This is a genomic window from Cohnella panacarvi Gsoil 349 (assembly GCF_000515335.1).
In the GTDB taxonomy this organism is placed as follows: domain Bacteria; phylum Bacillota; class Bacilli; order Paenibacillales; family Paenibacillaceae; genus Cohnella; species Cohnella panacarvi.
This window is the reverse complement of the sequence record NZ_KI911563.1, coordinates 1,853,895-1,866,416: the sequence shown is the minus strand read 5'-3', so window position 1 is coordinate 1,866,416 and position 12,522 is coordinate 1,853,895. Positions and strand designations below refer to the sequence as shown.

Annotated in this window: 11 protein-coding genes; 10 read left to right on the top strand and 1 reads right to left on the bottom strand. The window is 54.4% G+C overall.

What is annotated here, in order from left to right:
• Positions 1–7 precede the first annotated feature (7 nt).
• From purD to COHPA_RS0108960, 6 genes are all read left to right on the top strand, one after another.
• Positions 8–1,273: a phosphoribosylamine--glycine ligase gene (gene purD / locus COHPA_RS0108990; RefSeq protein ID WP_027085844.1), complete on the top strand. Its 1,266-nt coding sequence runs from the start codon at positions 8–10 to the stop codon at positions 1,271–1,273.
• A gap of 345 nt (positions 1,274–1,618) precedes the next feature.
• On the top strand, positions 1,619–2,440 hold the full coding sequence (locus COHPA_RS0108980) for an alpha/beta hydrolase family protein (RefSeq protein WP_027085843.1): 822 nt from the start codon (positions 1,619–1,621) through the stop codon (positions 2,438–2,440).
• Positions 2,441–2,525: 85 nt separating this feature from the next.
• Positions 2,526–3,614, top strand: coding sequence for a DUF3048 domain-containing protein (locus COHPA_RS0108975; RefSeq protein ID WP_027085842.1), 1,089 nt, complete (start codon positions 2,526–2,528; stop codon positions 3,612–3,614).
• Between the two features lie 189 nt (positions 3,615–3,803).
• Complete coding sequence (locus COHPA_RS0108970; RefSeq protein WP_027085841.1) at positions 3,804–4,439, top strand: DUF47 domain-containing protein; 636 nt, start codon at positions 3,804–3,806, stop codon at positions 4,437–4,439.
• Between the two features lie 30 nt (positions 4,440–4,469).
• Positions 4,470–5,477 (top strand): inorganic phosphate transporter, encoded by a 1,008-nt coding sequence (locus tag COHPA_RS0108965; RefSeq protein ID WP_027085840.1) that lies wholly within the window; start codon positions 4,470–4,472, stop codon positions 5,475–5,477.
• 90 nt (positions 5,478–5,567) lie between these two features.
• Positions 5,568–6,515 carry a DUF1861 family protein gene (locus COHPA_RS0108960; RefSeq protein WP_027085839.1) on the top strand — a complete coding sequence of 316 codons (948 nt, stop codon included), beginning with the start codon at positions 5,568–5,570 and terminating at the stop codon, positions 6,513–6,515.
• A 316-nt stretch (positions 6,516–6,831) separates the two neighbouring features.
• On the opposite strand, the gene COHPA_RS24310 is transcribed toward COHPA_RS0108960, so the two are convergent.
• A complete protein-coding gene (locus COHPA_RS24310) occupies positions 6,832–7,263 on the bottom strand; it encodes a hypothetical protein (RefSeq protein ID WP_027085838.1) in 432 nt (143 codons plus the stop codon).
• 229 nt (positions 7,264–7,492) lie between these two features.
• Here COHPA_RS24310 and COHPA_RS0108950 point away from each other — a divergent pair, with 229 nt between their 5' ends.
• From COHPA_RS0108950 to COHPA_RS0108935, 4 genes are all read left to right on the top strand, one after another.
• Positions 7,493–7,825, top strand: coding sequence for a YerC/YecD family TrpR-related protein (locus COHPA_RS0108950; protein ID WP_027085837.1), 333 nt, complete (start codon positions 7,493–7,495; stop codon positions 7,823–7,825).
• A 131-nt stretch (positions 7,826–7,956) separates the two neighbouring features.
• The gene (locus COHPA_RS0108945) at positions 7,957–9,789 is read left to right on the top strand and encodes a sensor histidine kinase (RefSeq protein ID WP_027085836.1); all 1,833 of its coding nucleotides are present in this window, start codon (positions 7,957–7,959) and stop codon (positions 9,787–9,789) included.
• A gap of 16 nt (positions 9,790–9,805) precedes the next feature.
• Positions 9,806–11,371: a helix-turn-helix domain-containing protein gene (locus COHPA_RS0108940; RefSeq protein WP_169733255.1), complete on the top strand. Its 1,566-nt coding sequence runs from the start codon at positions 9,806–9,808 to the stop codon at positions 11,369–11,371.
• 165 nt (positions 11,372–11,536) lie between these two features.
• The gene (locus COHPA_RS0108935; RefSeq protein WP_027085834.1) at positions 11,537–12,520 is read left to right on the top strand and encodes an ABC transporter permease; all 984 of its coding nucleotides are present in this window, start codon (positions 11,537–11,539) and stop codon (positions 12,518–12,520) included.
• Positions 12,521–12,522 lie beyond the last annotated feature (2 nt).

Genomic DNA, 12,522 nt, shown 5'->3' with positions numbered 1-12,522 from the left:
CTGAATCGTGCAAATCCTAGTAGTCGGCAGCGGCGGACGCGAACACGCCATCCTGTGGGCGCTGAAGCGCAGCGACAAGGTGAAGCAGCTGTATTGCGCCCCGGGTAATGCGGGTACGGCTCTGATCGCCGAGAACGTCGATATCGGCGTCTTCGAGTTCGATCGTCTCGTGCAATTCGCGCAAGACGCTTCGATCGATCTCGTTGTCATCGGACCTGACGATCCGCTGGCGGCGGGCATCGTCGATGCGTTCGAAGCGGCGAAAATTCCGGTGTACGGTCCTCGCAAGAACGCGGCGGAAATCGAAGGCAGTAAAATTTTCATGAAAAACTTGCTCCGAAAGTACAATATTCCGACGGCGAAGTACGAGACGTTCACGGACTACGGCGCGGCCCGCGATTACCTGAACGCCCAGCCGGTGCCGATCGTCATCAAGGCGGACGGGCTTGCCGCAGGCAAAGGCGTCACCGTATGCTTCTCCCGCGAGGAAGCGGAGAAGGCGCTAGAGGAAACGATGGTCAGCCGCTCGTTCGGCGCGGCCGGAGACAAAGTCGTCATCGAGGAGTTCCTCGAAGGACAGGAAATGTCCATACTCGCGTTCGTGGACGGAGAGACGGTTCGTCCGATGTCCCCGGCGCAAGACCATAAAGCCGTATTCGACGGCGACAAAGGCCCGAACACGGGCGGCATGGGCACGTATTCGCCGCTTCCGCATATCGGCCAGTCGATCATCGAAGACGCGATCGAGAACATCATTAAACCGACGGCTCGCGCGATGGTATCGGAGGGGCGGCCGTTCCGAGGCGTCCTGTTCGCCGGTCTTATGATTACGAAGGACGGCCCGAAGACGATCGAGTTCAACGCCCGCTTCGGCGATCCGGAGACGCAAGTCGTGCTCCCTCGTCTGCAGACGGACTTGCTGGACATCTTCCTTGCCTCGATCAACGGCCGCTTGAACGAGATCGAGATTACGTGGAGCGACGAGGCGGCCGTATGCGTCGTGCTCGCCTCCGGCGGTTATCCGGGTTCTTATCCGAAAGGGTTGCCGATCTCCGGACTCGAGGACGTAAGCGAAGATGAAGCATTGATCTTCCACGCCGGTACGGCTAGCAAGGACGGGCGCACCGTGACGAACGGAGGACGCGTGCTCGGCATCGTCGGGCGCGGCGCCGGTATCGCGGAAGCCCGCGCCAAGGCGTATGCGGCAGCGAACCGCATCGCCTTCGAGGGCAAAATGAACCGCACCGATATCGCAATGAAAGCGCTGGTCTGACTTAACGCCATGACCGCTCGTTATCCCTGTTACTCAGGGGTGGCGGGCGGTTTTTGCGTTCATTCTTTATAGAACAGATTCTTGCGATGTGCGAACACGAACCATACGGCATACACCGTACCCAAGATCAAGACGGTAGTAAGCGTGTGCTCCGTCAACCAATTCACGAACGTTTTCATGCGCAATGCGCCTCCTTGCCTCATATAGGTCTTCTATTCCTAGTGTGTCCAATGACTGGCGATACGTACGAAAAATAGGGTTGACACTAGGATGAGACGATGATAAGCTCTAATTCATAGTTAACTTATTGGAATTAATGGATATATTATTGGAGGGGCTCGCATCATGGAAAAACCGATTACGATCCGTCACGAAGACATCCCGCTGACAGCAACTATTCATTACCCGACGAAGGATGAACATAGATCCGATAGCAAAGTGCCGCTTGTCGTCATCTGCCACGGCTTCGTAGGCAACCGGATCGGCGTAGACCGGTTGTTCGTGCTTGCGAGCAGGCAGTTGGCGCATAACGGATATCTGGTCATCCGATTCGATTATGCGGGTTGCGGGGAGAGCGGCGGCGTATACGGCGAACACGGCATCGACTCGATGATCGCGCAGACGAGGTCCGTACTGGATTACGCGCTTAGCCTCGACATCGTCGATCCGCTGCGGGTCACGCTGCTCGGTCACAGCTTGGGAGGCGCGGCTGCGCTCCTGACCGCCACGAGAGACCGCCGCGTGAAGTCGCTGTCGCTCTGGTCGCCAGCCCTGCATCCGTTCAACGACATCGTCCGCATCGTCGGCCGCAAAGCGTACGACGAGGCCGTGAGCAAGGGGCAAGCGGACTATCTCGGCTATCGGCTGAAGCCTAAATTCTTCGACTCGCTGCAGCAGCATCAGCCGTTCCAGGAAGCATCCAAATTCCACGGAGACGTCTTCATCGCGCACGGTACGTCGGACGACATCATACCCGCCGATTACAGCTTCCTTCTCGAGAAGACGTTCTGGCTGCGCGGGGAAGGACGCTGCGACAAGAACATTCTTTTTCAGGCGGATCATACCTACACGCAAGGCCGGCATAAGCAGGAACTGTACGATTCGACGCTGGAATGGTTGAACAGCCACGAGAAACGACAGCAGGATTGGCAGCATTGGAGCATCTGACGCGTTAAGACAATGGGATCAAGACAAGCTCGGATAGTTATGGTTTAATGAGAATATCCCGAACGATGACGGAGGTATTTCTCTCATGCATAAGCGTCTAACATGGAGCAAGAAAGTATCGGCAGTAGCCATGTCTCTCGGTCTGATCGGGATCGCCGCCTGCGGCGGCAACAACGAACCGGCAATCGCCCCTACGGAAACCGCGATCCAGACGCCAATCCCTAGCGAGACGCCGGTGGAGTCCGCCGAGCCGACTCCGACGCCGGTAGCGGCGTTCACCGCGCCCCTGACCGGACTGCCGGTCGAGCAAACCGTTACGAATAGACCGCTGGCGGTCATGATCAATAACTTCGGACCCGCGAGGCCGCAGTCCGGTCTCACTCAGGCGGATACGGTGTGGGAGATCGAAGCCGAGGGCGGCATTACTCGGCTTGTCGCTATTTTCCAGAGCAAAGAATTCACCGATCCGATCGGACCGGTTCGCAGCATTCGTCCTTACTTCATCCAGGTGGGCGAGTTCTACAATAGCGTGATCGCGCACGTAGGCGCGAGCAACGACGCGCTGGCGATTCTGCAGAAGCAGAAGAAACAGACGCTTGACGAGATCAATAACTCGGGTATTTCCTTCTACCGCGACAAATCGCGCAAAGCGCCTCATAATGTGTACACGACGTTGGAGAAGCTGCGCGAAGGCGCCAAGAAGCGCAAATATACGGAGACGGTCGCCGTTCCCCAATTGACGTTCGATCCCGCGCCGCCTGCTCTCGCATCCGCCGCCGACGCCACGCAGATCAGAATCAAGTTCGCGGTAGAGGACTATAGAGTTTCTTATACGTACGACAGCGCGACGAAGCTCTATAATCGCTTCATTAACGACAAACCGCATATCGACAAGAACAACAACGCGCAGTTGACGGCTACGAACCTGGTCGTGCTCGCCACCAAAGTCCAGACGTACGACTCGTACGGAAGGCTCGTCGTCGATCTCGACAAGGGCGGAGACGCGGTGCTGTTCCAGCAAGGCAAATTTATAACGTGCCAATGGGAGCGCAAGCAGGGCGACGTCATTCGCATTACGAAGGACGACAAGGAGCTTCCGTTCCTTCCGGGCGTAACGTACTATCACGTCGTGCCGACCGCGAAATCCCTGGATCAATATCTAACTTACCAATAGCCGACACCGAATTGCCCACGCCGGAGCGTGGGCCTTTTTACATGATTACGATTCCTTCTCCCGGGCAACCTTAAAAAATGTGTCGAAAGTGTCAAAGGTAGGCATACCATGCTTGTCCGCCCTATGTTAAAATAATGAATGTTTGCGCGATGTAAATTTTGGGGTCAAGGTACAAAGAACTAAGTATCCATGGAGAAGGAAGGGCTATCCGTGTTCAAGAAGAAAGACATATTCTTCAAGACGCTTGAAGAAATGGCCGACGTCATCACCGAAGCGGTCGATCACTTCGCGAAAGCCGTTAGCGGCGATATGCCGGACACATCGGCGTTCGCGCGCGAGATGAAGGAATTCGAGCATAAAGGCGACAAATGCACGCACACGATTCTTACCGAACTCAACAAAGTCTTCATTACGCCGATCGAACGCGAAGATATTATGGAGCTGATCAAGAAGTTGGACGACGTCCTCGACGGCATCGAGGCGTGCGCGTCCCGGTTCGAGATGTACCATATCGACAAAGCCGATCCGTTCATCCGCAAATTCGGCGAATGCCTGCGCAATAGCGGCCAAGAGATCAAGTCGGCGATCTACCTGTTGACGCAGAAGAAGCTGCTGCAGATCCAGCCATATTGCGTCAAGCTGAACGAACTCGAGAACGAGGGAGACGACTTGATGCGCCAAGGCATCAAGCACTTGTTCCAGAACGTGAAGGATCCGATCGAGCTGATCAAATACAAGGAAATTTACGAGCGTCTCGAGGAAACGACGGACTCTTGCGAAGATGTCGCGAACACGCTGCAATCCATTATTATGCGCAACTCTTGATCGCGCGTACGGAGACGGAGTTGGACGAAAATGGATTATACAATGATATTGGTCGTCGTCATCGTCGCTTTGGCGATCGGCTTCGATTTCATTAACGGATTCCACGATACGGCGAATGCGATCGCGACATCCGTATCGACCCGCGCGCTCTCGCCGCGCATCGCGATCATACTGGCGGCGGTCATGAACTTGCTCGGAGCGCTGTCGTTCACCGGCGTCGCGAAGACGATCGGCAAGGACATCGCGAATCCGCTTCAATTAGAACACGGCCTTACCGTGCTCATTGCCACGTTGATCTCCGCGATCGCATGGAACCTCATTACTTGGTGGTTCGGCATCCCGTCGTCGTCGTCGCATGCGCTCATCGGCGCATTGGCGGGCTCGGTCATCGCGTCCGAGGGCTTCGAGGGGCTTCAATACGGCGGCTTTTCGAAAATCGTCATGGGACTTGTATTCTCGCCGATCATCGCCTTCATCGTCGGTTTTATCATTATGTATATCCTCAAGATCGTGCTGGCGAACATGAGTCCCCACAAGATCAACAAAGGCTTCAGATGGGGACAGCGCATTACGGCAATGTGGCAATCGTACGCGCATGGCACGAACGACGCTCAGAAGGCGATGGGTATCATGATGATGGCGCTCGTAGCCGCCAACATCGAGACGGATATGGACCAGCCGATTCCGCTATGGGTTAAGCTGTCCGCGGCCATTGCCATGGCGCTGGGCACGTCGATCGGCGGTTGGAAAATCATCAAGACGATGGGAACGAAAATTTTCAAAATCGAGCCGGTCAACGGTTTCGCGGCGGACGTGAGCGCGGCCGGCGTCATTCAGGTCGCTACGCTGATGCATTTCCCGATCAGTACGACGCATTCGATTACGTCGTCCATTCTCGGCGTAGGCGCGGCCAAGAAGTTTTCCAGCGTGAACTGGAGCATTGCCGGAAGAATCGTCATTACTTGGTTTATCACGATTCCTGCGGTCGCTTTGCTCTCTACGCTCATTTTCTACGTGCTTCGTCTGCTTAACGTCTAACAATAACCGGGTTCCGGTCAGAACCTTTTCGCGTGGCCATGCTACAATAAAGTAAAGGATTTGCGAACGCGCTTCGTCTGGAGGACATCTATGATTGCGTATGCGGAGCAGGCCAAGTCGTGCGAAGATCTATTGAAGGAATTCCTGGCGTCGGGCGATCGATCGACGCGCGGCGAGAAGCTGGCGTTCGCCGGCGTCGGCGATCGGGACGTGTACAACATTACCGCCCCGTTCGAGGATAACGGCGAGCTCGTGATAGCCGGACGCGTCGAGGATCGCGACAAGGAAAAGTCCGAAGTGATGTTCTTCGCGAAGCGAGGCGGACAATGGGTGCCCAGAGACGGCGCTCCCGTATTCGCCCTCCAAGATCCGTTCTTTACTTCTATTGGCGACGAACTCGTGTTCGGCGGCGTTGAAGTGTACTTCGACGGAGAGGATAAGCATTACGTCACGTCGTGGCGAACCGTATTCTATCGCGGGCAATCTCTGGCGCTACTGAAGCCGTTCGCCCAAGGTCCGCTCACGATGAAGGATATTCGGCTAGTCGGGCTGAATAACGGCCGAATCGGCGTATTCACCCGTCCGATGATGGTCGACGGGGCGCGGGCCTTGATCGGATACACGGAGATCGGAGGCCTGAACGAGCTGACGGAGGAAGTCATCGGCTCCGCTAGATTGATCCGCAACCAGTTCCTGCCGGACGAATGGGGCGGAGCGAACGAGGCTTTCCTGCTTCGGAACGGTACGATCGGCGTGCTGGGGCATATCGCCCGCATGGAAGAGAACAACATCCGGCATTATTATCCGATGGTTTTCGCATACGATGCCGCGGTCCATCGGACGACGCCGGTCAAGTTGATCGCGACGAGAGAGATGTTCCCGGACGGCCCGGCCAAGCGTCCGGACTTAACCGATGTTCTGTTCAGCGGCGGGCTTGTCCGCCATCCGAACGGCAGGGCGACTTTGTATACCGGGGTCAGCGACGCGGAAGCGCATCGCATCGACGTTCCCGACCCGTTCTTGGAATACGAGACCTGACACTTGTAGGCGGCGCAGATCATCCTGTAGCCGCCATTTTCATGTCTGGCCACGGTAAACCGAAGTGTTAGGCGGCGATTGGTTGGTTAATAACAGCCATTTGCAGTTAAACACACTCGGATTGAATATTAGCGTTGAAATAACGCCTATCCGCAGTTGATCGATGTCATGTACAGAAAAACAACCGTATTTGATTCAAATAACTGCGAATGGTTGGTATTCGCCGTCAATCGCATCCGGATGCCATATATAACTGCAAATGGTTGTTGTTTGGCGGGTTGGAGCTGATACAGCTCCGGCGTTAGCCGGGGGGCGGCTAACGCCTTCTGGCGCGCGGGCGCTTGCGGCTTACGGGACGCCTGCGGTCCGATCTGCGCCTGCGGCGCGGGCGAGCGTAGTCGCCGCCGCCGGAGGAATCCGACTTGTTCTTGCCCTTGCCCATGAACAGCTTCACCAGCGGAGCGACCTGCTGCACGGTAGACATGAATTTCTGGACTTTGCCCATCGTGTTCAGCACGCCTTCGATCCCGCCCATCCGGTCGATCATCGCCTTGATTTCGTTGATGTTCGCCATGCTTATATTGAACGGGAGTTTGATCGGCGAAGACGAAGCTTGCGCGGGCAGCACCGTCGGATTCGCCGCGGCCGGGGGCGGGGCAGGAGGACCCGCGAACGGTTGACCGAGTCCCGGATAAGCATCTTGGCCCGACGTCCAATTGCGGTAAGAGGCAGAATGCTGTTCGTTCATGAAGTCACACCCTTTATCAGTCTTTCTCTCTGTTATTCGTATGTGCGAACGTCTAATTCGGCATGGACGAATGCCCTCCCGGCCCGACATTTTACTTCTGTAATGCGGTGATGCTTGAACAATACGAGGCTTCGAAGTACAATGAAAGCATAGCGGCGCGAACGGGGACTGCCGGGAGCAATCTCCGTCGGCAGCACGGGTTCGCGATTGGAAGGAGCTGCTCGTATTCATGCAACTTAAGAAGCTGAACGATAAATCGATCGACCAATTATTCGAGGCGATTCTGACTTTGAAGGACGTAGAAGAAGCTTATGTGTTCTTCGACGATCTGTGCACGGTTAACGAAATCCAGTCTTTGTCCCAACGATTAGAGGTTGCGCGCATGCTAGGCAAAGGCCACACGTATAACCAGATCGAGTCGGAGACCGGCGCGAGCACGGCGACGATCTCGCGCGTGAAGCGCTGTTTGAACTACGGCAACGACGGGTACAAGATGACGCTGGAGCGGCTCGGCCGATTCGGCAACGACGGCAAAGCCGAAGATGGCGCGACGAAAGAATAATCGAGACAAGACGGCCGAAGCGTCGCTTGTTCCCATGTACGGGGGCAGGCGACGTTTTTTGCATATTGCCGGTTATGGAAATGGTAGGGTATGCTAGTTGCATCATCATTGTCGTTATGGAGGAGCGCGGCATGAAGTACTGGCAATCGGTTAGATTCAAGATCGTCTTCGGCTTCCTGCTCATTATCGTGCCGATGGTCGCATTCATCATTTATAACAACTTATACGCCATGAACGTCGTGCGTAACCAAGTCGCCTCTAACTATAACAAGCTGTTAAGCGTCAACGTTCGGGAGAACGACAAAGTGCTTCTGGAGTTCGTCTACTACTTGTTGCGTTTGAAGCAGAGCGATCCGAACATCGCGAATATTAAGAACTTGCGAGCCGATGACGATGAATATACGCTCTCCAAAATCAGACTGGCGAACAACTTTCTGGGCAGCTCCGCAGGCATGAACAATAGCATCGATACGCTGTTCATCTATCCTCGCAAAGAGGACGAAATATTCATGTATACCCAATACAGCGGCGATTCTAGCATAAAGCAGAAAGCCATGAAGGATTGGATGCAACAGAATTTGAGGCAGGACGATCCCCTCCATTTCTCCGCGGAATGGAAATCGATCAAGATCGAAGATATCGATTATTTGCAGAAGGTCGTCGATATGGGCTCCGAAGTGTACGCCGGGTTGCTCGTACGCGCCGAGAGCATCATGCGAGGCATGGAAAGCTTCGAAGTCGGACCTGAGGGGAGCGTATTCCTCATTAATTCGGCAGGAGAGGCTATCAACGATAAGAACTTCGCGCTGTTGGAAGACGAGCAATTCCGCGCGCAAGTAAGCGGAATGAAAGATACTTACGACGTTATCCGAACAGCCGGCAAGTCTTACCTCGTCATGTCCGCGCGTTCGAGCTATACGGATTTCTCTTCCGTTATCGTCATGCCGGAGTCGTATATCCTGCGCAATCTGCCCTTCTTTCAAAAAATTCTGTACCTCTGGATTCCGCTGCTCGTAGCGATATTATTGTCGCTTTATTTGTTCTTCCTGCAGCGCATTATGTTCAAGCCTCTCGTCGACTTAATACGCGGGATGCGCAAGATCGGCCAAGGACGGCTGGAGGTGCGCTTGCCTACCGACCAGAGCAGCGAATTCGCCTTCATGTCCGGGACGTTCAACCAGATGGCCGAGCAGATCGAGAGGCTGAAGATCGATATTTACGAGGAACAACTGCGCGTGCAACGCGCCGAGTACAAGCATTTGCAAATTCAGATCAATCCGCACTTCTATATGAACTGCCTTAACATTATCTATAATTTGGCGGCGCTGAAGGACTTCAAATCGGTGCAAAAGCTGTCGCTGTATCTGGCGGATTACTTCCGGTTCCTGATGCACAGCCACCGTACGGTCGTGAAGCTGGAGGACGAAATCGGCCACGTGAAGAACTATCTGGAAATTCATAAGCTGAGATACTTGTCGAAGCTCGACTACGATATCGACGTGGACCCGAGGCATCTACGTATCGATATTTCGCCGCTCATGATACAGCCGTTCGTGGAGAACTCGATTATCCACGGGTTTAACACGAGAGTTCAGGACGGCTCCGTATTCCGTATTCGCATCTTTTCGGAGGAAGACCCGATTGAACCGGAGCGTTTCGTACGCATCGTCGTCACAGACAACGGTTCGGGATTTCCGCAGGAGATGCTCAGAGACTTGGAGAGCAACGTGTATATGACGGGAACCGGCGAACAGCATCTGGGCATATGGAATATATTAAGACGGTTCAAAATGCTCTACGAGGACGAGGGCGGAATCGCGTTCCGGAATAGCGATCTGGGCGGCGCGGTCGTCGAGATCAGGCTGCCGATCGGCATCTCGGCCAAGATAGGCGTAGACGGAGAAGCGGAGAAATCAAAAACTTCCTTAGGGGGCGGCTCCTATACTTACGATGTTGGTAGTTGACGATGAGATATACGCTTTGAAGGGGATTACGCAGGGGATCGAATGGGACGACCTTCCGATCGGCAAGATTCTGGAGGCGGAGAACGTCGAACAGGCGAAACGGCATTTGCAGGAGACCAAGGTCGATTTGGTCATTTCGGATATCGAGATGCCCGGCGCTAACGGAATCGAACTGCTCAAGTATATAAAGAGTCAAGCGTCTTCCGCCCTGACGATATTCCTGACGGGACATGCCCGGTTCGAGTATGCGAAGGAGGCGCTGCATTACGGCTGCTTCGATTACGTGCTCAAGCCGGTCGATCACGACGTGCTGAAGGACATCGTCCGCAGAGCCGTGGACGAGCTCGAGCGCAGACGCGAGCAGGAGGCGTTCGAGGACACGCTGGAGCTGTATCGCCGCCAATGGACGAACCAGTTGCCGATTCTCGTCGAGCGATTCTGGGGCGAAGTATTGAGCGGTAAAGCGTCTTCCGCGCCCGATAGGCTGAGCCGAGAGCTGCAGCTATACGATATTCCGCTCGATGCGGACGGACGCGTGCTGCCGGTGCTTCTCAGTATCGAGGCATGGGATCTCGAGATGGACGCTCGGGACGAGAGCATTATGGAATACGCAGTGCGCAAAGCTGCGATGGAGATTATACTCGGCGAGCAGCCCGGCGCGATCATGAAAGACCGCAACGAGCTGAATATCGCGCTGCTCTATGGAAAGACTTGCGACCGGGAAGAGCTGAAGCAACGCTGTTGGCAATATGTAAGAGCTTGCAACGACTACTTCCATTGCAGAGTATCCTGTTACATCGGCGAGTCGGCTCGCATTGCCGAGCTGCCGGAAGCGCTCGAGCGGCTTTCGCAACTGGAGAGATCAAATACGTCTCAGCCTCAGACCGTCTTCGAAGGGAGCGAAGCGGGAATCGGAGACTCCGCCGGCGCGCCCGGCCAGCTCGTTCCTTCCTTCAACGATTGGGCGCTGATGCTCGAGAGCGGGCAGCTCGAGGAACTGACCAAATCGATCGAAGAGACGATGGGAAGGTTCCAAGCGGAGTCGTTCAGCCGCGAGACGCTCGAGCTGTTCTATTACGGCTTCGTTCATATGCTGTTCCAGACGGCGAGCCGTAAAGGGATGTCGATCTATGAAGCGGTCACGGCGCAGGAAATCCACGAAGGCCAGACGGCGCGCTCGCCTGCGCTTATGCAGGCTTGGGCTTTGAAGCTGCTGTCGAAGGCCGGGCAGGGGCTCGTAGGAGGACGGGATGCTTCCGCGGTCATCGGCAAGATCCAGACGTTCATCCAAGAAAATCTGAACAAGGAGCTCAGCCGGGACGATATCGCCAGCGCCGTCTACCGGAACCCGGCGTACTTGTCGCGTCTTTTCCGCAAGGAAACAGGGGTTTCGTTATCCGACTATATCATCCAATTGAAGATCGAAAGAGTCAAGAAGCAGCTTGTCGAGACGAACGACAAGATCAGCAACATCGCCGAGGGGTTAGGCTACATGCACTTTTCCTATTTCGCGAAGCTGTTCAAGAAGACGACGGGGCTGACCCCGCAGGAGTTTCGTAAAAGACATCAGGCGATGCCGTAGCCGCGGCTTAGACCGTCAGGGAATATTCGTTTCCCTGGCGGTTTTGTTATTGTTCAAAAGTCACAATAGTGCTATGTCGGTCACTTCAGTAGCTAGAAGAGAAACGCGGTTTGCCATTAGAATGGTATTACAGACGAGACAACTAGTTAAAGGATAGTGATTGAGATGGAGCAAGCTTCGACTGCCGCAACGCAACCGCACGTCAAAGTAAAAAAAGAGAAGGCGCTTAATCAAGGCTACTGGCAGAAATACGGCGTTTTCTATTTGATGATGGCCCCCGCGCTAATCATCCTGCTTATCAACAACTACCTGCCGATGCTCGGTACCCTGATTGCATTCAAGCATATTACCTATGAATCCCGCAGCTTCTTCGAAAACTTCATGAACGGCGAATGGGTAGGAATGAAGAACTTCGATCCGTTATTCAAAACGAGCGACGCTTGGCGGATTACCCGCAATACGGTCGGCTATAACGTCGTGTTCATCGTGCTCAATCTAATTATCGGCGTCGGTTTCGCGCTCATGCTGAACTTGATGAGAAGCAAGTTCCAGGCGAAGATCCATCAGACGGTCATGTTCCTGCCGTTCTTCTTATCCTGGGTTATCCTGGCTTACCTCGTATACGGCTTCTTGAGCCCGCTTGGCGTACTGAACAAAACGATCTTCCCGGCCTTCGGAATCGAGACGATCACTTTCTATCAGGATACGAAGTGGTGGCCGCTGATTCTTCCGCTCATTAACACTTGGAAAGGCATCGCCTATTACGCGGTCATCTACCTGGCTGCTATCATCGGTATCGATAAGGAATACTATGAGGCCGCTACGATTGACGGCGCTTCCAGATCGAGACAAGTGTGGAGCATTACGCTTCCGCTGATTCGTCCGGTTATCATCGTTATGACCATGCTTCAAATCGGAAGAATTTTCTTCTCGGATTTCGGATTATTCTACAATATTACGAGAAACTCTGGATCAATCTACGAAACAACGCAAGTTATCGATACTTACGTTTATCAGGGATTCCTCGTGTCGGGCAATATCGGGTTGTCATCCGCCGCAGGCTTCTACCAGGCAGTCGTTGGCTTCGTACTCGTACTCTTGTCCAACTTTGTCGTGCGACGGATCAGCAAAGACGACGCCCTGTTCTAAAC

Excerpts from the sequence above, each read along its gene's own strand:
- COHPA_RS0108960 (WP_027085839.1), top strand. The coding sequence starts at position 5,568 with ATGATTGCGTATGCGGAGCAGGCCAAGTCGTGCGAAGATCTATTGAAG.
- COHPA_RS0108980 (WP_027085843.1), top strand. The coding sequence starts at position 1,619 with ATGGAAAAACCGATTACGATCCGTCACGAAGACATCCCGCTGACAGCA.
- COHPA_RS0108970 (WP_027085841.1), top strand. The coding sequence starts at position 3,804 with ATGGAGAAGGAAGGGCTATCCGTGTTCAAGAAGAAAGACATATTCTTC.
- COHPA_RS0108935 (WP_027085834.1), top strand. The coding sequence starts at position 11,537 with ATGGAGCAAGCTTCGACTGCCGCAACGCAACCGCACGTCAAAGTAAAA.
- COHPA_RS0108945 (WP_027085836.1), top strand. The coding sequence starts at position 7,957 with ATGAAGTACTGGCAATCGGTTAGATTCAAGATCGTCTTCGGCTTCCTG.
- COHPA_RS0108950 (WP_027085837.1), top strand. The coding sequence starts at position 7,493 with ATGCAACTTAAGAAGCTGAACGATAAATCGATCGACCAATTATTCGAG.
- COHPA_RS0108975 (WP_027085842.1), top strand. The coding sequence starts at position 2,526 with ATGCATAAGCGTCTAACATGGAGCAAGAAAGTATCGGCAGTAGCCATG.
- COHPA_RS0108965 (WP_027085840.1), top strand. The coding sequence starts at position 4,470 with ATGGATTATACAATGATATTGGTCGTCGTCATCGTCGCTTTGGCGATC.
- COHPA_RS24310 (WP_027085838.1), bottom strand. The coding sequence starts at position 7,263 with ATGAACGAACAGCATTCTGCCTCTTACCGCAATTGGACGTCGGGCCAA.